Annotated in this window: 29 protein-coding genes, 1 tRNA gene and 1 pseudogene; 9 read left to right on the forward strand and 22 right to left on the reverse strand. The window is 42.0% G+C overall.

Annotated elements, in window-relative coordinates:
* Positions 1-54: 54 nt before the first annotated feature.
* The 9 genes from AC2CZC_RS02175 to AC2CZC_RS02215 all read right to left on the reverse strand — a co-directional run bounded on the left by AC2CZC_RS02175 (position 55) and on the right by AC2CZC_RS02215 (position 4,567).
* A complete protein-coding gene (locus tag AC2CZC_RS02175; protein ID WP_484583678.1) occupies positions 55-324 on the reverse strand; it encodes a hypothetical protein in 270 nt (89 codons plus the stop codon).
* A gap of 9 nt (positions 325-333) precedes the next feature.
* Positions 334-888 carry a phage tail-collar fiber domain-containing protein gene (locus AC2CZC_RS02180; protein ID WP_484583679.1) on the reverse strand — a complete coding sequence of 185 codons (555 nt, stop codon included), beginning with the start codon at positions 886-888 and terminating at the stop codon, positions 334-336.
* Positions 889-913: 25 nt separating this feature from the next.
* Entirely contained in the window at positions 914-1,924 is a 1,011-nt protein-coding gene (locus AC2CZC_RS02185; RefSeq protein WP_484583680.1) for a phage tail protein I, read from the reverse strand.
* A 2-nt stretch (positions 1,925-1,926) separates the two neighbouring features.
* Entirely contained in the window at positions 1,927-2,763 is an 837-nt protein-coding gene (locus AC2CZC_RS02190; RefSeq protein ID WP_484583681.1) for a baseplate assembly protein, read from the reverse strand.
* Between the two features lie 119 nt (positions 2,764-2,882).
* Complete coding sequence (locus AC2CZC_RS02195) at positions 2,883-3,131, reverse strand: hypothetical protein (protein ID WP_155731861.1); 249 nt, start codon at positions 3,129-3,131, stop codon at positions 2,883-2,885.
* Positions 3,128-3,526, reverse strand: coding sequence for a 3TM-type holin (locus tag AC2CZC_RS02200; RefSeq protein WP_063360348.1), 399 nt, complete (start codon positions 3,524-3,526; stop codon positions 3,128-3,130). Before AC2CZC_RS02200 ends, AC2CZC_RS02195 begins: the two co-directional genes overlap by 4 nt.
* Positions 3,523-3,942, reverse strand: a complete 420-nt coding sequence (locus AC2CZC_RS02205; RefSeq protein ID WP_484583682.1) for a glycoside hydrolase family protein — start codon at positions 3,940-3,942, stop codon at positions 3,523-3,525. The genes AC2CZC_RS02200 and AC2CZC_RS02205 overlap by 4 nt, the downstream gene beginning before the upstream one ends.
* A 15-nt stretch (positions 3,943-3,957) precedes the next feature.
* Positions 3,958-4,317 (reverse strand): hypothetical protein, encoded by a 360-nt coding sequence (locus AC2CZC_RS02210; RefSeq protein ID WP_484583683.1) that lies wholly within the window; start codon positions 4,315-4,317, stop codon positions 3,958-3,960.
* On the reverse strand, positions 4,292-4,567 hold the full coding sequence (locus AC2CZC_RS02215; RefSeq protein ID WP_484583684.1) for a helix-turn-helix domain-containing protein: 276 nt from the start codon (positions 4,565-4,567) through the stop codon (positions 4,292-4,294). Before AC2CZC_RS02215 ends, AC2CZC_RS02210 begins: the two co-directional genes overlap by 26 nt.
* Positions 4,568-5,151: 584 nt before the next feature.
* Here AC2CZC_RS02215 and ettA point away from each other — a divergent pair.
* The 5 genes from ettA (at position 5,152) to AC2CZC_RS02240 (ending at position 9,519) form a co-directional block, all read left to right on the forward strand.
* Positions 5,152-6,816 carry an energy-dependent translational throttle protein EttA gene (ettA, locus tag AC2CZC_RS02220; protein WP_237135319.1) on the forward strand — a complete coding sequence of 555 codons (1,665 nt, stop codon included), beginning with the start codon at positions 5,152-5,154 and terminating at the stop codon, positions 6,814-6,816.
* A 111-nt stretch (positions 6,817-6,927) separates the two neighbouring features.
* A complete protein-coding gene (locus AC2CZC_RS02225) occupies positions 6,928-7,290 on the forward strand; it encodes a PilZ domain-containing protein (protein ID WP_063360353.1) in 363 nt (120 codons plus the stop codon).
* 23 nt (positions 7,291-7,313) lie between these two features.
* The gene (locus tag AC2CZC_RS02230) at positions 7,314-7,718 is read left to right on the forward strand and encodes a DUF350 domain-containing protein (RefSeq protein ID WP_063360354.1); all 405 of its coding nucleotides are present in this window, start codon (positions 7,314-7,316) and stop codon (positions 7,716-7,718) included.
* Between the two features lie 9 nt (positions 7,719-7,727).
* Entirely contained in the window at positions 7,728-8,321 is a 594-nt protein-coding gene (locus tag AC2CZC_RS02235) for a DUF1190 domain-containing protein (protein ID WP_484583685.1), read from the forward strand.
* 28 nt (positions 8,322-8,349) lie between these two features.
* Positions 8,350-9,519 (forward strand): glutathionylspermidine synthase family protein, encoded by a 1,170-nt coding sequence (locus tag AC2CZC_RS02240; RefSeq protein WP_484584829.1) that lies wholly within the window; start codon positions 8,350-8,352, stop codon positions 9,517-9,519.
* A gap of 28 nt (positions 9,520-9,547) precedes the next feature.
* Here AC2CZC_RS02240 and AC2CZC_RS02245 read toward each other — a convergent pair.
* Positions 9,548-10,379 (reverse strand): annotated as a pseudogene (locus AC2CZC_RS02245) (CheR family methyltransferase).
* A 16-nt stretch (positions 10,380-10,395) separates the two neighbouring features.
* Entirely contained in the window at positions 10,396-11,328 is a 933-nt protein-coding gene (locus tag AC2CZC_RS02250) for a chemotaxis protein CheV (RefSeq protein WP_039608536.1), read from the reverse strand.
* Between the two features lie 140 nt (positions 11,329-11,468).
* Here AC2CZC_RS02250 and flgA point away from each other — a divergent pair, with 140 nt between their 5' ends.
* The 3 genes from flgA (at position 11,469) to flgN (ending at position 12,992) form a co-directional block, all read left to right on the forward strand.
* The gene (gene flgA / locus AC2CZC_RS02255) at positions 11,469-12,176 is read left to right on the forward strand and encodes a flagellar basal body P-ring formation chaperone FlgA (RefSeq protein WP_484583686.1); all 708 of its coding nucleotides are present in this window, start codon (positions 11,469-11,471) and stop codon (positions 12,174-12,176) included.
* A gap of 71 nt (positions 12,177-12,247) precedes the next feature.
* Positions 12,248-12,571, forward strand: coding sequence for a flagellar biosynthesis anti-sigma factor FlgM (gene flgM / locus AC2CZC_RS02260; protein WP_484583687.1), 324 nt, complete (start codon positions 12,248-12,250; stop codon positions 12,569-12,571).
* Positions 12,564-12,992, forward strand: a complete 429-nt coding sequence (flgN, locus tag AC2CZC_RS02265; RefSeq protein ID WP_484583688.1) for a flagellar export chaperone FlgN — start codon at positions 12,564-12,566, stop codon at positions 12,990-12,992. The genes flgM and flgN overlap by 8 nt, the downstream gene beginning before the upstream one ends.
* A 52-nt stretch (positions 12,993-13,044) precedes the next feature.
* Here flgN and AC2CZC_RS02270 read toward each other — a convergent pair whose 3' ends face one another.
* Positions 13,045-13,515: an LPP20 family lipoprotein gene (locus AC2CZC_RS02270; protein WP_484583689.1), complete on the reverse strand. Its 471-nt coding sequence runs from the start codon at positions 13,513-13,515 to the stop codon at positions 13,045-13,047.
* Positions 13,516-13,646: 131 nt separating this feature from the next.
* Here AC2CZC_RS02270 and AC2CZC_RS02275 point away from each other — a divergent pair, with 131 nt between their 5' ends.
* Complete coding sequence (locus AC2CZC_RS02275; protein WP_484583690.1) at positions 13,647-14,837, forward strand: flagellar assembly protein T N-terminal domain-containing protein; 1,191 nt, start codon at positions 13,647-13,649, stop codon at positions 14,835-14,837.
* A 32-nt stretch (positions 14,838-14,869) separates the two neighbouring features.
* Here AC2CZC_RS02275 and AC2CZC_RS02280 read toward each other — a convergent pair.
* The 10 genes from AC2CZC_RS02280 to AC2CZC_RS02325 all read right to left on the reverse strand — a co-directional run bounded on the left by AC2CZC_RS02280 (position 14,870) and on the right by AC2CZC_RS02325 (position 23,871).
* A tRNA-Arg gene (locus AC2CZC_RS02280) sits at positions 14,870-14,944 on the reverse strand.
* Between the two features lie 174 nt (positions 14,945-15,118).
* Positions 15,119-15,760, reverse strand: coding sequence for a FlgO family outer membrane protein (locus AC2CZC_RS02285; protein ID WP_484583691.1), 642 nt, complete (start codon positions 15,758-15,760; stop codon positions 15,119-15,121).
* A gap of 5 nt (positions 15,761-15,765) precedes the next feature.
* On the reverse strand, positions 15,766-16,422 hold the full coding sequence (locus AC2CZC_RS02290) for a FlgO family outer membrane protein (RefSeq protein WP_484583692.1): 657 nt from the start codon (positions 16,420-16,422) through the stop codon (positions 15,766-15,768).
* 11 nt (positions 16,423-16,433) lie between these two features.
* Positions 16,434-17,024: a FlgO family outer membrane protein gene (locus tag AC2CZC_RS02295; RefSeq protein ID WP_484583693.1), complete on the reverse strand. Its 591-nt coding sequence runs from the start codon at positions 17,022-17,024 to the stop codon at positions 16,434-16,436.
* Between the two features lie 133 nt (positions 17,025-17,157).
* A complete protein-coding gene (locus tag AC2CZC_RS02300; RefSeq protein ID WP_484583694.1) occupies positions 17,158-20,022 on the reverse strand; it encodes a carboxypeptidase regulatory-like domain-containing protein in 2,865 nt (954 codons plus the stop codon).
* Between the two features lie 52 nt (positions 20,023-20,074).
* Positions 20,075-20,884: a fimbrial biogenesis chaperone gene (locus AC2CZC_RS02305; protein ID WP_484583695.1), complete on the reverse strand. Its 810-nt coding sequence runs from the start codon at positions 20,882-20,884 to the stop codon at positions 20,075-20,077.
* Positions 20,885-20,893: 9 nt separating this feature from the next.
* A complete protein-coding gene (locus AC2CZC_RS02310; RefSeq protein ID WP_484583696.1) occupies positions 20,894-21,388 on the reverse strand; it encodes a DUF4402 domain-containing protein in 495 nt (164 codons plus the stop codon).
* Positions 21,389-21,403: 15 nt separating this feature from the next.
* A complete protein-coding gene (locus AC2CZC_RS02315; RefSeq protein WP_484583697.1) occupies positions 21,404-21,994 on the reverse strand; it encodes a DUF4402 domain-containing protein in 591 nt (196 codons plus the stop codon).
* Between the two features lie 143 nt (positions 21,995-22,137).
* Entirely contained in the window at positions 22,138-22,782 is a 645-nt protein-coding gene (locus AC2CZC_RS02320; RefSeq protein ID WP_484583698.1) for a hypothetical protein, read from the reverse strand.
* Between the two features lie 237 nt (positions 22,783-23,019).
* Positions 23,020-23,871 carry a thymidylate synthase gene (locus tag AC2CZC_RS02325; RefSeq protein ID WP_484583699.1) on the reverse strand — a complete coding sequence of 284 codons (852 nt, stop codon included), beginning with the start codon at positions 23,869-23,871 and terminating at the stop codon, positions 23,020-23,022.
* Between the last annotated feature and the right edge of the window lie 208 nt (positions 23,872-24,079).

The raw sequence follows: 24,079 nt of genomic DNA on the forward strand, positions 1-24,079 counted from the left end.
CTCCATTTATGCAAAAAGCCCGCTTGAAGCGGGCTTTTTAAAATCTGTTTTGAATTATTTTCCATGAAATTTTGGATAACGCGCCTGCACAGACTTTCTCGAATGGAGCCACGCTTGCTTAGCATCAGATGCTTGCTGGCTATGTTCACCATGCTCGGCTTTCGCCGCTAAATATTTAAAGGCCAAGCCATCACTTTGTTGTTGGTAGCCCAAAATGCGAGCTGCCTGACATTGCACTTGTTGCTGCAATACTTTTGCTTCTTGCATCAACTTAAGTGCCTCTTCTGCTAACGTTTGTGCACGCTGGTTATCTACTTTTTTCATGAAATTTCCTTACAAAATACCTTTGTCAATTAATGCAAACTTTTGTTTTAAATGACGATACATATTCATGATCTGTGAACGCGCCATTTTGGCAAGCTCTGGGGCTATCAAGATATTGAAGTCGACCCCTTTATCAATAATGGTAATCGCATCGCCCGGCACACCTGTCAGTGTCAGGTCAAACGCCAATAACAGATCAATATCATTTGATTTATACGCAATCGGATCCGCTGCTGAATACACAGCAAATAACACATGACGTATTTGTCCGTTAACTTCTTCTTCGGTATAAAAACCGACCTCGTTGACAAAAAATCCGTCATCCGCCACTTTAGAGTCGTCGCGTACAGTTAAGTGAAGCTGTTTATTTGCTTCATCATATTCTGCACAGTCAATATCCAGACGATATCGCTCTGCTTTCAGATTGGTGGTGTTTTCATCCACTTGATGCACACCTGAGCCAATCCCGATTTTGGTGATTTTGGCTTTAAAGCCATTTTGCTGTGCTCTGAACACAGCAGCCAGTCCCGCTGACGTGATCACCGGTTGTAAAATCGTGCTCACTATTGCACTCCTTGTTTATCAAAATTTACGATGCAGACACTGCATTGAAGTACAAACGACAGACTGTCGTTTGCTTTGCGCTGTTTGACATAGCGCCCGTAAGACGGCTGCTAAATTCAATCAAACGCGAAGGCATGGTTTGATCACTGCGTATATAGGTCCTGACAACTTGGCCTGACCCAGTAGAGAGTGCCGCGCCAAACCCGAGTTTGGCACCCGCTCTTAACTTTCGCTCACTGGCAGTGTTGATGCGCTGGCGACTAACCAAAGGCACCTTTTTTCTAATAACAAGGGCGCAGCCTGGTTGAGCTGATGATGTGATCTTGCGCTCAGAAGAAGAGGCTGCGTAATAGCGAGAAGAGGCTGTGCGATGCCCAGAAATAGCACCAGCGAGTGAAAGTGTATTGCTGCCCGCACGTTCTTTAGTGTGCGGCATAACCTTGGCATAAAGTCGACTTGAGGCAAAACCGTGACCACTGGTGGCCGCAGCAATTTGCGACGACATCTTCATGCCAACTAAAAAATCAAAATGTGCCCGTTGAGGCTTGGTTTGGTTAGTCACACGATGTATCGCATCATACAGCTTTTGGTCAAGCACCACAGCGCGACTGGTATAAGGCACTGCGTTTGCCCACGCAATAAACGTAAACGTATGTGGATCGCCACTATGATGAGGCGCTATATAGACATCATCGATATCTTCAAACCATTCAAAAAATTCTATTTCGAGACCGAGCGATGCCAGCGCGCGTTTAACCGCGCCCACCGTCCCTTTGTGCTTATGCACGGATACAGAGTTAGCTATCATTGCCCGCTTGGTTTCAACAGGCCAATCTTCTTTCCATTCATCAACCGACAGCGCCCATGCCAACCATGGCAATAAAGCTTCAGGACAAGTCAACGGGTCCCACTGCGAGCCAATATAATCCGGGATCACAGTTGTAGTATTAAATTGCTCACGAGTATGTGATAAATGCTGCTCAATCGTTTTTTCTAATTGAGTCGTATTGTGAGGCAAGAGTGACTTTTCGCTCATAATTATGCCTCATCGGGAAATTGTAAATTAATATCCAAGCTATATGCTTGATTAACCGCAGGCTGTAAGTCTTCCGTTGGCGTCAGTAACTTCACTTTCCGCACTCCTGGCTGATGCAATGCATCAATGATACCCGAGTGAGGGATCTCTGAGCCTAACTTACAATGCTGGGCAACGAAGGCATCCAGTGCCTGCATAATCGCCAGTTCAACTTGTTGCTTATTAGCGCCAATATTTAAATAGATGTGTGCACTAAGCGTTTCAACTGTTGGCATTACCCACTGGGTGACAACTTTGTCTGTAATAGGTCTAATATCTTCGTCATTAAGCCTGTCATCAATATCTGCTTTAATGTCGTTGGCTTGCGATTGTGTCATGGTATCTATCAACGCATATATATTTACATAGCCGGGACTATCCGAGTCTACATAAACATCTCTAATTTTATCGTTGGCAGAGAAGGTGTGATATTCATATGCCCCCTTAGTACCAGCCATGCTATAGCTTTCTAACGATAGAGGGATTCTTTGGCGATAGCGTTCATCACCTTCATTTTCAGCGCGTCCAATACCAAACAAAGCACCTAAATTATCTAAGTCGCTGCCTTGCGAAAATGCCAGCATCACAGATTTTGCTGCGTCATTAATCCTTTGTCTGAGTAGAAGTTCACGATACGATGCAACTTCAATTAATTTAATCGCTGGATCAGAGGCCAATAAAGCATGATCCGGCAACTTGTCGAGCAGAGCCTGCTCCATTTGCTTATAAATCTCATCATAACTAAGCGCTTCAATAACCTGAGGTGGTGGCAATTTAGCTAATTCGATGGCTGTACTCACAATTCGTCTCCTGATAATACGTTTGCGCACGAACGCACATGCAATCTCATAGCTTGTGCACATGGATTTAAGTGATTAATTACAAAAAAGGGATTTTTAAACAGTGGCCAGATAAGGCCTTATGGGTTTGAGCGCTTTGCGCTTAATAGCGCGTCCAATTTTTTATCAATTGAATCTAGGCGCTTTTCAATCCGCTTTTGATCTTCTTTGCGGATCTGTTTTAAGTGGGCTAACTCTTGAGAGTTAGTAGTAATGCGTTTATCTAAATCGCTTAGATACAAGATGCTTGATACAACCAAGGCAATCGTTGTAAGAATGTGGGCTAAACTCAATTCCTTTTTCATTTGCCAGTTTTCAGGTTGTCTCACTTTGCCACTCCTTTCAACTTTTCAATGGTGCGAAGGCCTGCTAACCCCAACATACCTAAAGTTAATTCCAACATCACTTCAAGTGGCAGAACTGGTACCCCTTGCTCTGGAAACAACCACTGTAATATTGGGTTGATCACAAAAGCAAACAAAAACCCCAGCCCACATACCCACATCAGAAATGGTCGAGCACCCGCAACAAATCGACTTCGGTGACTTGCCTGTACTGAATTTATATGTGCTTGTATTTCACTTTGCTTATTCAGTAGCCTTGCTTTTATAACATGCTGTTCGAGTACTTCTTCTTCACTCGTATACAACTCATCTATAATTTCACCGACTACCTGCAGTGGCTCTCTCACACTGCCAGTGAACAAATTCGTAAGCCAGTTCATGATTGCCACTCCCCACTTAACATTTGCTGCGCCAATTCCTGTGCTCGGCTTGGCACTTGGTTTGCCCAACGACTATCAAGCATTTCAACTGCGGCATTTTCAAACTCTCCTTGTTGAACGTGTTCAAGCATCCTTTTGAACCCCATCAATCCTTGCAAGCCAATATTGAATGCCATATTTGTCAGCACGGCTACGCGCGCTTCATTGCAATGAGATATATCAATGCGCCGCTTTACCCCTGCTAACGCATTTTTAATATCTTGTGCGAGTAAATACTCCGCTTCTTCTTTATCCACTCCTTTACTGTCTATATTTCTGCCATAACCTATCGTTAATTTGCCTCCCGTACAGTAATACGGAAAGCGTCGATAGCCCTCATGTTTCTTGATTTGCTCAACCGTATTCATGATCGACATCTATTTTCCTACTCGTTAGTAGCTCAGCTCCAACATGAGTGTTTTTTCGGCCTTAACTAACCAAAACTCTGCGGAGCGCTTTGTATCAAAACCAAGCATTTTTGCCGCTTGGCTTAGTTCAACATCCAACAAATACTTTGCGCGTATTGCTCGGATGCATTCTGGTCGCAGTTTGCTGATTAACTGCCCCAGTAATTCAATCTCTTCCGGTACATTCATCATGTCACTGGAGAAGTAATTACTATGGCCTCCTCCAGTTTGCTCTGTTATTGCTTGGCGACTGAAGCCCTTGCCCAGCTCTCGCTGTCGCCAATATTTGCCCCAGCGCCTCAAGGCACTGCGAATTTGTTTAATGGTTATTTGTGTCGCAATCATTGAGCTTTCCTATTACTTCTATAATATCGAGTGAATAAACGTCTTCCACTAGGCCCACCACATCGTTCCACTTTGGGCTATATTCCCTATTTTCCCATCGCCTCAACGTTCGCTCTTCAATGCCATAGTTGGCGGCTGATTCCGCTTGAGTGAAACCACGTATGCGCCTTGCAAAACGGAGAATTTCCGCGCCAAGCGGTGTTCGTTTATCTTTAAAAATTCTGTTTGATGAGTAACTTGACTGTGTCATTGCGATCCTTACTGATTGTGCAGCTAAGCTTCGTGGTGATATGGAGTTATGTTCAGCTTACAGTGAGTGATCGGAGCCATAAGCTGTGAAGTTATCTATGACTAAATTGTAAGGTGAGTAGGTAAACTACCTTTTTCAGTCTCCCCCTTTTTAAAGGCGGTATTCATACTCATACGGGCGATGAGTGTTTCTTTGTTGCTCTGAATAGCATTAAGGAAGTTAACAGCTTTCCTTCATAGCTTTGCTGAGCATAGGTAAATAATACCTTTTTTTAGGCGCTCCAACAGGTCAAAAATGCCCTAACAATAAAGACTTAAAAAAAATGCGTATTTTCATACCGAAAAAGACGATGCTCTGCGTTTCATTTTATTTTCATATGTAAACGAAGTTACAAAGCAAATCTATTGCTAAAAAAAGCGAGTAACTGGTGGTTTTATATACCGCAACTGAGTTGAGAGCAAAAAACAATCAATTATTCGGCGTAACTAAATCAAAGCTTATTTTGTGAATCTGATCACTTACGTTGAATGCGCCGTAAGTTGTAACTACAATAGCGGAAATAAAAAATAAGTCGGACTATATTCATGGCTCAATATATTTATACAATGTCGCGGGTGAGCAAAGTTGTGCCACCAAAGCGTACTATTCTTAAAGATATCTCTTTGTGTTTTTTCCCAGGTGCAAAAATTGGTGTACTTGGTCTAAACGGCGCGGGTAAATCAACATTACTGCGCATTATGGCAGGCGTTGATACAGAATTTGAAGGTGAGGCACGCCCACAACCTGGTACAAAAATTGGCTACCTACCACAGGAGCCTGTGTTAGATGAAAGCAAAACCGTACGTGAAACCATTGAAGAAGCGGTAAGTGAAGTAAAAAATGCACTCACTCGTTTAGACGAAGTCTATGCCGAGTACGCGATGGACGGTGCTGATTTTGACGCGCTTGCAAAAGAGCAAGGCGAATTAGAGGCCATTATCCAAGCACATGATGGCCATAACCTAGACAACGCGCTTGAGCGTGCAGCTGACGCGCTGCGTTTACCTGAATGGGACGCCAAAATTGAGCACCTCTCTGGTGGTGAAAGACGCCGAGTCGCAATTTGCCGTCTATTGCTTGAAAAGCCAGATATGCTGCTACTGGACGAACCGACCAACCACCTTGATGCTGAATCTGTAGCTTGGCTTGAGCGCTTCCTACACGATTACGAAGGAACAGTCGTTGCGATCACCCACGACCGTTACTTCTTAGATAACGTTGCTGGCTGGATCTTGGAACTAGACCGTGGCCATGGTATTCCATGGGAAGGTAACTATACGTCTTGGCTTGAGCAAAAAGATGCACGTCTTAAACAAGAAGAGAAATCTGAAAAGGCACGTCAAAAATCAATCGAGAAAGAGCTTGAGTGGGTGCGCTCAAACCCTAAAGGTCGTCAGGCAAAATCAAAAGCGCGTATGGCACAGTTTACTGAGCTACAGCAGTCTGATTACCAAAAACGTAATGAGACCAACGAGCTATTTATTCCACCAGGTCCACGTCTGGGCGATCAAGTTATCGAAGTCAATAATCTGAAAAAAGGCTTTGGCGATCGTGTTTTAATCGATGATTTAAGCTTCGCAATGCCAAAAGGTGCGATTGTCGGCATCATCGGCGCCAATGGTGCGGGTAAATCAACACTATTTAGAATGTTAAGCGGTGAAGAGCAACCAGATAGCGGTGAGATCAAGCTAGGTGACACGGTTGAGCTGGCTACTGTTGAGCAGTTCCGTGACAATATGGATGATGGCAATACCGTTTTCCAAGAGATTTCTAACGGCCAAGATATTTTAAAGATCGGCAATTTCGAAATCCCAAGCCGCGCCTATGTCGGCCGCTTTAACTTCAAAGGCAACGATCAACAGAAGTTTGTTAAAGAACTTTCAGGTGGTGAGCGCAACCGATTACATCTAGCCAAGCTACTTAAAGCGGGTGGTAACGTTATCCTACTGGATGAGCCAACCAATGACCTTGACGTCGAAACGCTTCGTGCACTAGAAAATGCAATTTTAGAGTTCCCAGGCTGTGTCATGTGTATCTCGCACGATCGTTGGTTCCTTGACCGCATCGCGACGCATATCCTAGATTACCGTGACGAAGGGAAAATTAATTTTTTCGATGGTAACTACACAGAATACGAAGAGTGGTTAAAGAAAACATTTGGTGCAGAGGCTGCTGAGCCTAAGCGCATCAAATACAAAAAAATTGGTTAAGTCTATACACAATTAAATTAAAAGCCCTGAAAAATTTCAGGGCTTTTTTATAGCTGGTTAGTCAGCCAAAAAATGACTAAACTTGAACTATCCATACGACGAGATCGACTTATGACAGAACGCAGAAAGTTTTCCAGAATCTTATTTTCTAATACCGCCTTTTTAATGACGACAACAGGCGATTATCAGTGCGAGATTATAGATTTGTCCTTAAATGGCGCTCTTATCACATTGCCAACAGGGCTTTCGCCACTGAAGGGACAACCAGCGAGCTTGAAATTTAACTTACCCGGTAGTGAGATAGAGATAAACATGGAAGTCGAAATTCGCCATATTGAAGAAGCACATTTAGGGCTGCATTGTGCTCAGATAGATATCGACAGTGTAACCCATCTCAAACGTTTGATAGAATTAAACATTGGAGACGATGATATTCTCCACAGAGAACTAGAGCATTTATTACTTCACGAATAATAAAATAATAGGTTAATACAATAATGATTTTGGAATCTTTACAGGGATTTATTCCATTTATTTTATATTTTCTAATTGGCTATTTGCTAATATTGTCATTTTTATACGTCTATACGAAAATTACGCCTCATTGCGAATGGAAACTGGTTAAAGAGGATAACCCCTCAGCTGCAGCAGCTTTCGGCGGTACTCTCATTGGCTTTACACTGCCTATTGCCAGCGCTGCAGTCAATGCTGTATCACTGGTAGATTTTGCTATTTGGGGCATTATTGCCGGTGTCATGCAGTTGCTTACTTTCTTTTTAGTACGACTTTATATGCCAAAGTTGTCAGAAAAAATAGAAAATAATCATATTAGCGCAGGCCTGTTTTTAGGTGGAGCATCACTGGCTACAGGTATTCTCAATGCCGCCTGCATGACCTACTAAGGAGTGAGTATGAAACGCAGTAAGCAGATCAAACTCACCTTGATGATGGGCACGTCTGTAAGCTTGATCGGGTGCTCAGACTCAGAAGAGTCAACATTGCTTTTTAAAGATGTAGATGAATGTACGTCATTTGGAGTAGAAACAGAGTCATGCCTTTTTCATTACGAGCAAGCACAAGATCAACACTTATCTGAAGCGCCTCGTTATGCCACTGAGCAGCTGTGCGAGAGCGATTTTGGTTATGAGCGCTGTGAAAATAATGGCGGCTTATGGCGACCAGTCATGGCCGGTTTTATGGTTGCACTGCTCGCTGAAGCGGTTGATGAAGGCCTCGACGCGATGAAAAAGCGCAAGAAAAGGAAAGCCGCTTTTTTAAGTGGCAAATATTATTCAGGTGCGAAACCTCTCTATCGCAGTAAAGATGACTTTTTTAATTATCGTAATGCGCAAAACAGTGTCGTCGCCAGTGTTAACTCTGCAGGTACCACCTCAGTCAAAAGCAAAATAGTTAACTATAAGCCAAAACCGAGCAAAACAATCACCCGTACAAAAAGTCGGGGTGGATTTGGTCGCAGTGCCAGTTCAAAAAGTTGGGGCAGTTAAAGCCCCCTTTAAAACATCACACATTACCATGATTAGAGTTCCTATTGAGCCAAGAGCTGACTGGCAAGCCCAAGCCAATGCCCTGGGTTTTAAATTTCATACCATGCACGGTGCCCCTTATTGGGACGAAAGCGCGTATTACCAATTTACCCTGTCACAAATTGAACGAGATATCGAACAGCCAACGCAAGAGTTGCATGACATGCTGTTATACCTTGTAGACAAGATATGTGATGATGACGAATTAATGCGGCGATTTGCTATTCCTGAGCCCTACTGGCAGATGATAAGACGTTCATGGCTGCGCAAAGATCCCCACTTATATGGACGTTTCGACTTTTGTTATGATGGCATTTCACCCGCGAAGCTCTTAGAAGCAAACTATGATACGCCTACTTCTCTATTTGAATCAGCATATTGGCAATGGATGTGGTTAGAGCAGCAGGTAAATACTGGCGTACTTCCACCGCACAGCGACCAATTTAATAGTATTCAAGAGCAGTTAATTGCGCGATTTTTACATATTCACAAATTTAACCGCACTAAAACACTGCACTTTAGCTGTTGTAAAGAGACAGAAGAAGATAAAGGCACCGTCGACTATCTAAGAAGTTGTGCGCTAGAAGCGGGCATTCCCTGTCAATTTACCTTTATCGAAGATATTGGCATCAATACTTTGCAGCAATTTGTTGACTTGAATGACAAGCAAATAGACTGGTGCTTTAAGCTCTACCCGTGGGAGTTTATGTTTGATGACGAATACGGCAAGTCGCTCAACAACATGTCTACACAATGGTTAGAACCAGCATGGAAGTCTCTGCTCTCAAACAAAGCTATATTAGCGCTACTGTGGCAATACTTTCCAAATCATCCCAATTTGTTGCCCGCATATTTTGACGATCAAAAACACTTGCTCGATACAAGCACAGGTATAGTAAAAAAGCCTATTTTCTCTCGTGAGGGGGCAAGTATAGAAATCATCAAAGAAGGTAAATTACTCGCCAAATCGAGTGGAGAATATGGTGAAGAGGGCTTTATCTACCAAGCATTTAAAGCACTGCCTAAATTTGCCAATGAACATGTTGTGTTAGGAAGCTGGGTGGTCGGTAATAGTCCTGCCGGTATGGGATTACGTGCAGATCCTAGTCTGATCACGCAAGACCTCAGCCGCTTTGTACCACACATAATTTTGGCTTAAAAAAGCAGCCTATCGGCTGCTTTTCAATTTAAGATTTTTTCTGATAAATAATTCCAGGGTTACACCTGAGCATTTCAAAATCATCACTTAGCCCTGCCATAGACTCCGAAGCGCCTAAAAATAAGTAACCATTTGGATTCAATGCTTGTGCAAACTGAGAAATAATTTTTGCTTTGACTTCAGGTGAGAAGTAAATAAGCACATTTCGGCAGAAGATCACATCAAACTTGCCCAGTAAGGCATAGGAATCCAACAAGTTCAAATGGCGGAAATTTACCATTTTTCGGATCGGGTCAACGACTCTGGCCATGCCATTGCCACTGTCAATAAAGAACTTTTTGCGTCTTTCCGGCGATAAGCCTCGGGCCAATGCCAATGCGTCGTACTCTGCATTTTTACACATATCCAGCATAGTGTTAGAGATATCTGTCCCCACAACCTGCGCGCCCATTTATAGCCCCGGGGTTCTGGGATTGATATTCACTCGTTGACATGGCAATTGAATACGGCTCCTGTCCTGACGAGCTTGCCGCTGACCAGATTTTAACGGGTCTACGTAAATCTTTAAATTCTGGATAAATTTTCTTTTTTAGTAATTCAAACGGATACTGATCTCTAAACCACAGTGTCTCGTTTGTCGTCATTGCATCGACAACCGCAGCACGCAACTGCCTTTCATGCGGACTCAGAGTTTTTGTCACTAGCGATGATAACGAATCGACATTAAATCGAGACATCAAAGGCGCAAGGCGGCTTTTCACCAAATAAAGCTTATTGTCACCAAGTACTATGCCACACTGCTGCTCTAAAAAGGTGCGAAACTGATCGTACTCGCTTTGCTCTAAATGTTTATTTTCCAATGTTTACCACCAGTTATTAATCACAATGGACCCACTTTTTCACTGCCGAAGCCAGTTCATCAGGGTTAAATTTAGCAATAAAGTCATCTGCACCTACTTTTTCAATCATGGCCTGATTGAATACGCCACTAAGCGATGTGTGTAAGATAACATGCAAAGGTGCAAGTTTTGGATCTGCCTTGATCTCTGCGGTTAACGTATAACCATCCATTTCAGGCATTTCAACATCTGAGATAAGCAAGCCAACACGCTCTGTGATGTCATTTTGGCAATCAACTTCTGCAATCTCTTTCAATCGAATTAACGCTTCTTTACCGTTTTTAGCCAACTCTGTTTGCACGCCCAACGGCTCAAGCGCACGTTTGACCTGATTTCGCGCAACCGCTGAGTCATCAGCGATAAATACGATTCGCTCACCAAGATCTTTTTGCATTTCACCGTCAGCGACAATCTCTTCACTGACCTCGGTATTGATGGGGCAAATTTCGTTCAAGATTTTTTCAACATCCAGAATCTCAACCAGCTCTTCTTCAATCTCTGTCACTGCCGTCACATAAGAGTATCTGCCTGCGCCTGATGGCGGTGGCATAATTCGCTCCCAATTCATATTGACAATTCTTTCTACAGCACCCACCAAGAAACCTTGTACTGAACGGTTGTACTCCGCAATGATCACAAAACAGTTCTTAATGTCTTCAATTGGAGGACCGCCCACGGCTAGAGACATATCGATAACAGAAATAGTTTGCCCGCGGATATGCGCGACACCGCGCACATATGAATTTGATTTTGGCATTGCAGTAAGAGGTGGACACTGAAGTACTTCTCTTACTTTAAAAACATTGATACCGAAGCGTTGCCGCCCCTTCAAACGAAAGAGTAATAGTTCAAGTCGGTTTTGACCCACCAACTGAGTTCGTTGGTTAACTGAGTCTAAAATACCTGCCATTTCATTCTCCTACTCAAAATACAGCTTATCGGAACAATGTTTGCTTGTTATATAGCATTCAAAGTTGCCCTTGAAGCGGTGAAGCAATTCACGCAAAATCTTTATACCTTGTTTCACCCCATAAGCATAGTCGAAACATCATGAGTTTGTTAAAAAATACAATTGCAGTTCAATTCTTTCTCATTCTGGCTTACTTTTTAGCCAAGCAGCCTGTATATGCTCAGACCTATGAGCCAGCTAAAGTACAGGAACTCGCAATAAAGTATGTCGAAGAACACAGCACTGAAGACCCCAAAGGGGTACTAACTATATCCGCGTTACCGCTTGATACGAGGATCCCGAGTCGGCCATGCCAATCCCCTTTAGAAGTATCCAGTAAGGCAAGCCCACCTTTTAATCGCCAAGTCACGGTACAAGTTAGATGCACTGGCAAAAGGAAATGGGTACAGTTTGTGCATGTAAAAATCGAAACCTTGTATCCTGTTATTGTAACAACGCAACAGCTTGATAAAGGCACAGTGTTACAGGCTGAAGATTTAAAGGTCGCTATGCGCCCTAAGCACTTTATTCGCGCTTCCAACATAGACAGTATTGATATGTTAGTTGGGAGCAAAACGAAGCGCCGAATACAAGCTGATAAAGCAATTAACCTTCGTCAGATATGCATGGTATGTAAGGGAGACTCTGTCATTATTTTGGCAGGGAACAAAAATTTTGCGATTAAAACCCAAGGTATCGCCTTACAAGATGGTAATTTGGGGGAGCAAATTAGGGTTAAAAACGTGAAATCTGGAAAAACTATCAGTGCGAGGGTAAAAGATGTTGATTCCGTTGCAGTCAATATTTAAAATTTTTGCTAAAGTTAGTAGTGGAATGGTCGATAAAAAGGCTGAAACAACTATTTATACGGGTCACTATCATGGTTAATAACATTAACGGTCAAAATCAGCCGAACAATGTTGCTAATAATATTAAGCAACAACGTGCTGAATTGCAAAGAAATGATGCAAATAATGCAGCAGCTAAACCTGCCGCTCAGCAAAAAGCAGCTGCTGACTCTGTCAGCTTGACACCACAAGCGCAGCAATTGAAAGGGCTGCAAGATAAGGCGCAACAAGCACCAGCATTCGACAATAAAAAAGTCGAAGAGCTTAAAAAAGCGATTGCAGAAGGAAAGTATCAGGTCGATGCTGAAAAGCTCGCAAAAAATATAGCCGCATTTGAATTTGATTTATATGGATAGAACACTTGAGCTGTGTGTACAGCAGTTAACAACACAAATATCTTCATTGGAAGCCTTGACCCTGCTTCTCGATGAAGAGCTGACCGCCTTAAGCACTAGAAATGGAGACGGTCTAAAAGACATTGCACGGCAAAAAATTACCTTTTTGAATAACATTCAAAAAACAGATAAAGATCTGTCTACTTATCCAAAAGAGTTGTTTCAAAACCCTGATGTTATCCCTTTGACCAAGCAAATAGATTCACTGCTCATAAAATGTAAAAATCAAAACGAAGTCAATGCAAAAGCAGCGCATTTGGCACATATGACCGTGCGAGAGTTAAAAGAGATACTCATAGGTAGACCCACGTCTACAACCTACACAGAGGATGGCAGTGTTGTAGAAAATGTCGGTGAGATCGTAAAAAACTTAAAGGCTTAGGCTTTGAGTTTGTACAAAAAAGCACGGCTAAAGCCGTGCTTTTTGCGTTAGGCTAATAGTAAGTAACTCTTTGAATCTTTTTAGGCTTAACTTGACCGATATACAAGTCATACACCGTTTTCATGTCTAACTCTAGCTCGGTTGTGTAAATGTCACCGACTGCGTACGATTTAAGTACACGTGCACCTCTGATTACACCTTGGACCTGACTGCGTAGACCATCATTTTGAGCAACAACCCCACGCACTGTCGTTGTCGCATTCAGTTGATGACCATACACTTGCTCAGCAAGTTCACGGTAAGCTTCCAACTTAGAAACCTTAATTGCCATCAACATTTTCTCACTGTCTGTTGCCCCAGGTTGCGCATCTAAAGGTGCATAACCAATCGCTTTTAATACAGGATAATTATCAGGTTGCACGTGACTATATTCCACATGTTTGTCGATAATTGAACTACAGCCTGCAAGACCAACAACTACACTGATGGCTAAAACTTTGCTAACTTTAAGTAACCTACGCATACGTTACCGACTCCTAATTACATAAGTTTGCTTCTGTGCTTGATCACATGCACAAATTAAGCCAATACGATTGGCATAGGACTTGCTGCTATAGATATAAGATAGATTAAGTTTTGATACGGTATTAAACGATGAAAAGAGCGAGTATTACAGCCATCACAGCCTGTTTATTAAGCTTTGGTGCCCACGCTGAATGGTTCGAAGTAACCGGGTACGCAAATGCTTATACCGCTGACCGCGCAGCAGCTAGACAGGAAGCTGTTCAAGATGCAATAACACAAGCGCTAATTTTCTCTGGTGCTACCGTTTCTAGCGTGCAAACACTGGCTGATGGTGTGCTTGCTCAAGATCACATCAAAATAAAAAGCCATGGCGAAATACAAGAAATCAACCTCGTATCTGAAAATACCAAAGATGGTGTGATGAGTGTCACTCTGCACCTAGACATTTTTCCTAAACAGCAGCAATGTCCAGAAGAGTCCTTCAATAAACAAATCACTATTACGCAAAGTCAGCTTATGCAACCACATCAAGCAAGACTTGGTCAAATTTTTGACATACACAAATCAGCCAGCGAACGCATGTATCAAACCTTGATGCAGCGTAACATGACGGTCAAACCGATCCCCTTTATTGATAAAAGTATTAATGTACGTGCTTTCTTCTCACAAAACTTCGATTACGATGATAAGCTTATCGAAAGCTTGACGGCTACTAGCAATAGTCAATATGTTTTGCTCAGCCAAATCACCGATTTGGCCAATACACAACAGCTAAATAGCGAATATGCTTTTTGGCAAGATGATGAATACGTGAGAAGCTTTAAAATCGACTTTGCTGCCTTTGATGCAATCAGTAAAGACAAAGTATGGCAGCAACATTATAGTGTTACGGGTATTTGGCCTTATGAGAAAACCAAAATAGTCGACGTATACAGTGATACTTTTTGGCATACAGATTATGGAAAGCGTATTCAAGGCGTTTTCAATAGCCTCGCTCAAGATCTAAATCAAGCATTTGCATGTTTACCTACACGAGGCCGCATACTTCATAAAGACCAAGACCAGTTGGTCATCAACTTAGGGCGCGCACATGGCCTTAAGATAGGCCAAGTGCTGAGTATTGCACATCGTAGCGATGTCGCAGGCGAAAGAAATCAATTCTTTACTCGCAGTATTCAAACCATCAATCGTGTCAAAGTCACACAAGTTAATGCACAAAATGCCATCGCGACAAATATTCAAAATAGGCCAATGAATAACATTCAGATTAATGACATTGTGGAGCTTATCATCACACCTGCTGAGGATTATGCTTTATAACAGGCCGGTTATATCGTATTGAAGGAGCATTATGGCGTCCCCGGTAGGAATCGAACCTACATCAAAGCCTTAGGAGGGCCCCGTTTTATCCATTAAACTACGGGGACACACACTTGTGTCAAAACACCATAAGCATTTGTTTATGAATTATATTTATAACAGTGTAATGGCATCAATGACAAGTCATTTGAGAAAATAGATGTAACAGTAACTAGATATTTAATCTGATCACTCTAAGGTGAAAACAACTTCACTGATGGCCACAACTGCGGCCATCTTTGTCATTTGTAAGTGACTGTCGCACTTGGATGAAGAATAAAATAAGGAATAGTGACATTGCTACTGGCAACCACTAACCGATTGTCAAAATCAAGCAGCCGGGTATTCACCTCGACACCTCGATCGCGATAGATCATTGTTCCCGTTAACACATGACTCGGTGACGGACTTTTTGGCAGCCTTTTTGCGTCACGAGATAAAACGAAGTCGCCATTGACTGTCACAGCAATCCCGCGATGAGACTTAAAATCTAGCGCTGGGTAGCCCATTTTCTGAAATTGATGGATCATGGACTCAGCCAACTGATTTCCAAGCTGATTACTCCTTCTGAGGCTTCTATCAAAGCTGACAAAACTCGTTATTGCCACGGCTCTGGGAGAAACCCCTGTCATAGAATCTGTTAACTCTAATGCGATTTGACCCGCATAATTAGATAGCTGTTTATTATGCTCGTAGGTAACAAACCCTGGGTCTGAATAGACAACATCCGGCTGTGAATCTAACTCATTAGCCAAAGCTGCCAACTGCTGCGCTTGCTGATCTTTTACTGATTGCTGACCTTGTGGAACAATTTGTGCGTGCCGTGAACTTTCGCACCCCGCCATAAGCGCTATACAGCCCAGTATCAATATACTCGTTCTCATCACCACTACCTACTTGCTCTTTCCAAGCGAATACCATCGTGACCAATTCCATCACGAAGCGCATTGACGACGGATTGCGGTAAAAAACCTTGTGCAGTTCCAACAACAGCCTTGCTTTTTACCCCCACAATACGTGCATTAACCAGCACACCACCTTGATGATTTGCCAACGTGCCGGCAAGCACATAATTGAAAGTATGCTCATCGGAGAGCTCTAAAAAGTCACGACTAAAAATGAAGTCGCCCTGCTTAGTCACGCGCATAAAATCTGTGGTTTTAAAGTCTACAACAGGGACCCCAAAGTTATGTAATTCATGGACAAAGCTCTCAGATAACTGATTCCCGAGTAAAGACCCATAGTTATAATCTTCATCAAGAAAAACAAAGGTCGCAACCGCAATTGGCGTTCTATCGTTCACATAACGCAGATTCCCTATCATATCTTGCATTAAGTTTTGTACATAATGGGTCACATTGCGACTCGCCATTTGCTGTGAAACAGTCATCCCATGCATACCGCCAGGATGAACTTGAAACTGACTCTCAGAGCTGCCAAACGCGTTTTTATCGACCATAACCGCATTGCCCGCATATTGCTCACTGTCCGTATTCATACAGCCAAATAACATAGGCAATAAAAGTGATAACGCATACTTTTTCATATCTTTCTCCGTTAATATTGGCTGCGGTGCAGCAAGCCATCACGCATTTGCACTTGCTCTTCTCCCCAAAGGGTTTCTTTGGGTAGGCTTATAGAAGCCGCAGATACGGTTTTGCTACTGACCATATCTATTAATCTTGCATGTATCGTAAAGGAATTAATGCTTTCACTTACGCTACCTGTGAGGATCAGGTCAAACTTATGTCGCTCTTTAAGTTTATCAATATCGCGACTCAAAATAGTGTCCGCTTCTTCTGATAAATTAATCGACTTTTGCATCCGAAATTCAACCACCTGCAACCCCATTTGTGTCAGATAGGTGATAAAACTTTCTTGCACCTGATTGCTTAGACCCGCGCCTTGATTACTTAAGGTATCGGCGCCTAATTCATTATCTTTAAAAAAGCTTGTGACAGCGACTGAAGCACCAGGCTTTAGAGGTCGACTATACTGACTAAGCTGCGTAGCCATCTCTCCCACATAGCTGTGGACACTGCGCGCTGGGGGGGCTTGTTTTTCAACCTTTTCTGATTCTGGTTGTAGCCAGGCGCTCGAACTGCAGCCTGCTAACAAGAACATAAACACCAAGATTAGAAATCGCATATTATCATACCTCTGAGTTAGTCTTCTTTAACATGCAAAAATCGAACCACTTGATGGCTATATAAGTAAAACAAACACCTTATTAGATTAGTTATTCATATGTTGTTTATTCTATTAACTAACTTGATGCTTGCTATTGAACAACCGATATAGGCTCAACGTTACATGAGATTTGAGTTCGCTGTAAATTAAGGCAAGCGCTTGCCGCCTGACCTTCTTGTTCAGAATAACCATAACCAAGTAGATATTTGTTACGCTTTTTATCGTGCATAAAAAATGTTTGATTGGATAAATCTTGCGGTATTTTTTTGGAAATAATCGTGGCGTAAGCCTGCAAAATTGTGAGGGAGTCAAACTGCCCAAGCACAGCCACATAACCAGTTAAATTAGGCAAGTGTTCAACCATCATATCCACTTCAAGCAATACATCTCCTTGGCTTGAAAATACAACTTCAACTTTTTCAGTTTGCTTAAATTGATCCGATGTATGCTTTTTTACTCTGGTCTCATAGTTACCTGGTCTGATCCCGCTAAATACATAATACCCGTCATAAGCCGTCTTCACTGTTTCTACCACTTGCTGGTACTCATTAACGAGCTCTATTTCAGCATAAGGCAATGGCACCTCATTACCCTCAAGATCCTTTTGATATGCAATCCCCTCAAACTCTCCTGCATGTACAACTGGATATTCTAAGTAAGCTATAAACCCTTTTCTCGGTGTAATTGAACGGCCATCATGGGCCGAGATATAAAAAGGATCGGGCAGAGAATCCGCATCAAGTACGATGTCTGTTTGACGATTTAAAGGCATATTTCCTAGCAAAGCGGTGCCTTTACTATCAGTAAACGCTTGCGCAAATCCTTGTAAAGACTTAATCCGAACGCCTTCAAGCATGACATCATTGCCATCGAACTTCGCATTATTGTTTTGATCTAAGTACACTTTTACCAACACTGAGCCTGAACTTGCTAATCGTCTATCACTGATAAAAAACTCATTACTATAGCCCTCATAACCAAGGCTAAACTGACCTGTTAGCCCAAATTGCCAGTCATGATTTTGAAAGTAACTAAATTGACCTGTCAGCCTAAATTTGTCGTTATGCCAATTTAGACCAGCTTCAATTTCGTAATTATCATCTAACAAAGACTTGGTATAATCTAAATCTATGCCTAGCTGGCTATTTATGACTCGACTAAGTTGTATGTGGTAATCCGTTAATTGACTAATCGGCTGCGACATATAGCCAACTCCGACACGGCCATACGTACTACCCACTCTCCCCTGCCAGCGTGCAATGCCACGTATATCAGAAGCTTGCTCTCCGTCAAGCTGAGTATAATCTAATTGATGACTGAGCGTACCAAACCTCGTTGCCACCGAAAGCAAGTTAGAGGCAATAAAATCACTGCCAGACAGGTTTTTTCGCCAATTAAGCGTATTTTGATAATTCAGTCGAATGTCGCTATTTTGATACAAGCGACCTGATGCGCGAAGCGTCAAATCTTGTATTCTGTTGTATTGTGCATTTTCATTATCAGTCGCGCTTTTTTTATCTGATACCACAGCGCTTATTGCATGTTGATTTATCTGAGTACGCCCTTGTAGTTGGTATATTCGCTCGCCGCGCTCATCATGGCTGTAATCAAAGTTAATGATGCCTTTTTTCCATACATCAAAAACTAACCCAGTATTCAACTGATACGCATTTTCTTGCCCCTCTAGCGCAATACGAGTACCTGAATAAAAAGATAAAGCATCACTAATTCCATAATCATAGCGACTGAGGAGATTCCAGCCTGTATAACTGTCAGTGCTGATACCTGTCCCTAATAAAGTTTTTCCCATATCGACAATCGATGTATCAAAATAACCTTTACCTGCTGAGATACGACTGCCAGCCACATAGTATGAGCGGCTCTCTTGCAGAACTTGCCCTTGGGGCCCATACATGATCAACTCAAACTCATTGCTACCAAAATAGAGTTCTATATGTTCAAAGTCATATAAACCAGATTGGACGCTTAACCTTTGATCAATCATCAAGCCATTATGGTACAGCTCGACATCCCATCCTACTTGTATTGCACCACTTATTCTCACTGCTTGTGTATCAATCTCCTGAAAAAGCGGTCTATCCGTGATCCTTAAACCACGTGCATGTGTTGATACAAACTCCCCCCCTATACGCGTACCAATAATATCCCCAGCTTCTACTTTATTTATTGTCAGCGGGCCAAGTGCAATGCCTTCTTTCTCTTCTCTGGTTATATTCACTCGTCCTTCATCTAACAAATTGCCATTGCGACCACTTAAAAAGTAATTCGCATTCCAATAAGCCAGGTCTTGACTCCCTAACATAGAGACTGAAAGACGTGTGTCACTTTCATTCGTGGTATTCAGTGACGCTTGTATATCAAACAGTGGAGGGCTCCACACTTGATATGGCGTCTCTTTCCAAGGCAATACAGAAGATTGCCTCACAGACTTGGCTGCAAAGCGACGATCCTGTCTTGCTAAACGCATTTCAATGGGAAGCTTTTGCTCGCTAAAAACTTTCAGCTTGAGATCTTGGTAATTGATGTTGAAATGTAATTTGAACCACTTGGCCAGTAAGGTTGCATCGACATACACTTCGCCTTGGGTTTCCATGATGTCTTGTGCGTTTAATTGCTCCTCAGCCTGTCCAGTACGGACGCGAAGGGTCGTCAAATTTAAAGAGAAGACTTGTGCCTGTTCAATATACCACCCGGAATAACCCTTGCCGTCATCGTCAGATGCTATCGCAAAATCCAATGCAGAGAAAAGGCTTTGTAGCTCTAATAAAACGCCATTGTCACTCTTGATTGCAAACACTTCTGACAGGTAATATTTATCAACATACAGTGATAAAAAAAGTGCTTCACCACTTTGAATACGGTTGCTCCCATAACTGAGCACCCTCTCATTATGCGCATTAATACCATCTTGTTTGGCAAAAGTAACCAGCGTCATTGTCGCACATATACTCAGTAGTGCGACAATACAAAGCCTATGTAGCACGATTTTATTGAGCAATCACATTGAAAATACGCTGTGAGAAAACCGTATCTCGATATTCCTCTTGACCGGTATACATCAGCTTTAATTGACCTGAACCACGAATAGCCTGACCTTGTAAAATATTCAACTCAACACTGGTTTCGTCTACCTCAGGATAAATTGCATAGTTATTGGCTATAGCGACTTTAGTCCACTCTTTTTTACCGTTCGGCTGCCAATGCGCTGTCAACTTTCCCAATGCGCTTGCTGCGCCACTTCTTTTTAATTTAACCGCGATAACTGGTTGCCCGTGAATGTTCGAAGTATATTGCGCAGAGCTAACGGTTACCTGCGGTACATCAACCCCTTTTCGATACATGACCGGAATACTGTAGCTCAATATCATATTGAGGCTAATCCCTATCGCTTCTGATTGACCTGGATTCTCTGTTGGCAATGCTTGAAACAGCAAGTGTGAGCGATATTCGCCATCACGCATCCCTTGTTTTCGTCTTAATGCTAATTTCACAACTTGTCGCTCACCAGGCGCTAAATGAACTTGTCTTGGCGTCATTCTCATTAACTCGCTGAGCTTCCACGGGCCCGCTTGTTCAGCCGTTAAGTCTTGATAACCCCCTTTTGCCAATGCACGCTTCTCTTTCCAGCCCAAGCGGTACGTTTTTGCTTCAGAGCCATTATTTATTAAGAACACTTTCGCTGTGCGCTGCCGTTCATCAAACACAACACGGGTAGGTGAAATCATCAAAGAGGCATTTACTCCTTGACTAAAAACTGACATCGCCATAACAGCAAGACAAAAAATATATTTTTTCATAAGAAGTATTTAATAATTCAATTCAATATTTGCCCAGACGCGATATGTGCCATCTGGATACTGGGATGGTTGTGCACTCACTTCGATTGTGCCACCAATTTTGAGGGCAGCATTTCCTTGCGAATCGCTGACAACACTATTGATATGCTCTAACTGCACCAGTTTTATACCGGGGACATATAAGTTAGAGTGCGACAGTAAAGGTGTGACAATGCTGGTTGACACAGAGATTTGATGCAAAGGAGGCAACGAAGATAAACCCAGCTCTGCAGCATTGCCGCCAGAGACCAAATGAACCGCTCCGCTTGTCGTATTTTGCCCATTTACACCGATTTTAACACGACTCGTCTGGCTGTGATCTGAAATTAATATAGTGCCAAAATCTAAAGGCGTAAGTACATCTACCCTACCAAGTACAGGAAGACTGACTATCAAGCATAACCCAAATACGGCGGTTCGTGATTTTATGCTCTGAACCGCTGAATCTTGGGATTCTTTCAACATTTACTTACCAAGAAGTTAGTAACTAACTTCTAATGTAAAAGTACCAACATAGCTGCCATCCAAATAATTCGCAGCGTTATTATTTGTGGTCGACAAAGTTGCTCCTAAATTAAAAACCGCCTCACCTAAAGCATCAACCTGAATCTGATTACCTACCACAGGCGTTGAGTTAGAAGCGCCCGTTTCAACAAAGTATGTGTATGAGCCCAAAGTAAAGCCTGCCGCCGAACCACTAGTCGTTAAAGAGATATTGGTCTCGACTGGGTCTGTGATTGTGAGTGTGGCAAAAGGAACAACCCCTGAAATTTTAAATTGCGCAGGACTACCTGCATTTAAAATCGCAATTTCAGCTGTTGCCTTATTCGTTGAATCAGGTGTTGGACCTATAGTCTTATCTGCAGGAATAACCAGAGTCGCTTTATCTGTACCCACGTTATCCGCCTTAGCACGAATAGTACCGAAGTCTAAATCTTGCTGTTTTTGCAACGAGAATGCATTTTTTACTTCGACTTTAGCCTCAAATGTTGCCTGCTCACCCGCCATTGTCGTTAACGGTAATGCTGTAATAGTTGCCGCAAGGCCGAAATATTTAAACTTATTTTTCATAAAATTATCCTTTATAAATCACCGTAAGTAATTAAGAGTGATTTAAACTACTGCTCTCGCGATCGATGTAATAAGAGCCTAAACTCTAAAACACATGCGAAAATTCCTTTGATGGACAAAAATCTGTACCCATATACATACATTTATATATTATTTTGCAATTCAGCGCAACGCTTCGCCACACTCGACATCGCCTTACAAAAAACCCCAGCTTCTTGGTAAGATGAAAAGCCATAAGCGATAACGTAAAAAAGTGTGCGATTTGGATCTGGCTCCAAAATTCGCGTATCCACGGAATTAAAAACCAGTGGATAATTTTGCCTTATCATATGAATTCGAGATTGAATAGCCTGTATTTGTGAAAGTGCTGTGTGTTGCCTCAAATGCAGACCTAATACAAAGTCAGGTACTAACAAGTTCATCTTCTTTTGTGAAACTTTTACATTTGCACCATCACTGATTTCCTGCTTGTCAACAGGCTCATGTTGGGTGACTTCAGCCTTATGTTGAACTAGAGTTTGTTTAGGTTCTATATAGCTATGAATATCTGGCACATCAGATTGAACTGCGAGTAAGCTCAATAATTGAGTCAAATCGCCTTCCATTTTTGCTAACCGCTCAATGCTGGCCTTATTCTTCGTGTAAGATTCCACCATGACCTTATGTGCATGAATTTTTTCTTGTTGGGCAATTTTTTCATCCAATGTTAGATCTGAACTTGCACAGCCCGCCAAGCACATTATGATAAAAACTAATGCAAAAGTTGATATTTGTAACTTGCAAGGCATACAACACATCCCACCTTAACCCAACTAAATAAACGCTATTTCCCTTAAGCTAGGTCATTAGACTGACTAAAAAAGACTGGTTTGTCCACTAAAATAAGACAAAAAGCATTTATTTTGAATGATTTACAGCCAGATTGATAAAAATGGGGAGAAATAGGAACAATACTAAAAGATGATAAACAAAAGAGTGATGGAAAAGGTGAGACAAAATCATCTCACCGTATATAATTCATAGTATTAGACAGAGAATGGATATTGAATAGCCTCGTGGTGTTGATAATTAGTCACTTCAAAATCATCCAAAGTCACCCAAGTTTCTAAATCTTCAAACGTTTTAATCTCTGGGTTGATATGAAGCTGAGGTGACTCAAAAGGCGTACGCTTTAACTGCACATCACGCATCAATTCTAGTTGATCTTCATAGATATGTGCATTAACAATTTTATGAAACGCTTTGCCTGCTTCAAGTCCTGTGATCTGTGCCACTAGCTTTAATAAAGTAAAGACTTGTATCGCGTTAAAATTACCGCCCAGAGGCACATCTTGGCTTCGCTGGTAGCTATTCAAATACAATACGCCATCAAGAATTGAAAATTGATGCTGGAACATACATGGGCGCAAGCAGCCCAAATGAAACGATCCAGGGTGATAAAAAGTGATAATTTCGCCTCGGTTATCAATGCCCTTCGATAAGTCATTAATCACCTGCTTAATTAAATCAACACTGCCACCATCTGGTTTTGGGAAATTTCTGGCTACTGCACCATAAACAAACCCCATATCGTCTTCACCTTTACGATTTGGATTATTTAACCAGTCTTGGTTTTCATTTGCGTTTGCATTCCAAGTATTACAGCCAATTTCTCTAAATTGGGCCGCACTGTCATATCCTCGCAAATACCCAAGCAGTTCAGCAATTGCAGCTTTCCAGAAACTTTTTCTTGTTGTATCAAGAGGAAATTCATTTTTATCGACATGATAGGTTAAATCAGCATTGATTATCGTAAGGCACCTTTTTCCTGTTCTTTTGTTCTCAACCCATTTTCCCTCATCAACAATGCGCTGACATAAGTCTAAATATTGGCTCATTACCCAACCCTATCACTCTACAAATTTCAACTGTCCCCTATCATACACTGCATATTGAAGCTAAACCATCATTGCAGTGGTGATAATAAATTGGTATTTAAACAGTAGGTTCTGATGACTCAATTATATCAACCACAATGAATTTCATGAGTATCCATCATTGACCATTTACTTTCCCCTTCATGTATTGTTAGATTAGTGATGATTT

The sequence above is a fragment of the Pseudoalteromonas sp. MMG033 genome (assembly GCF_057197785.1).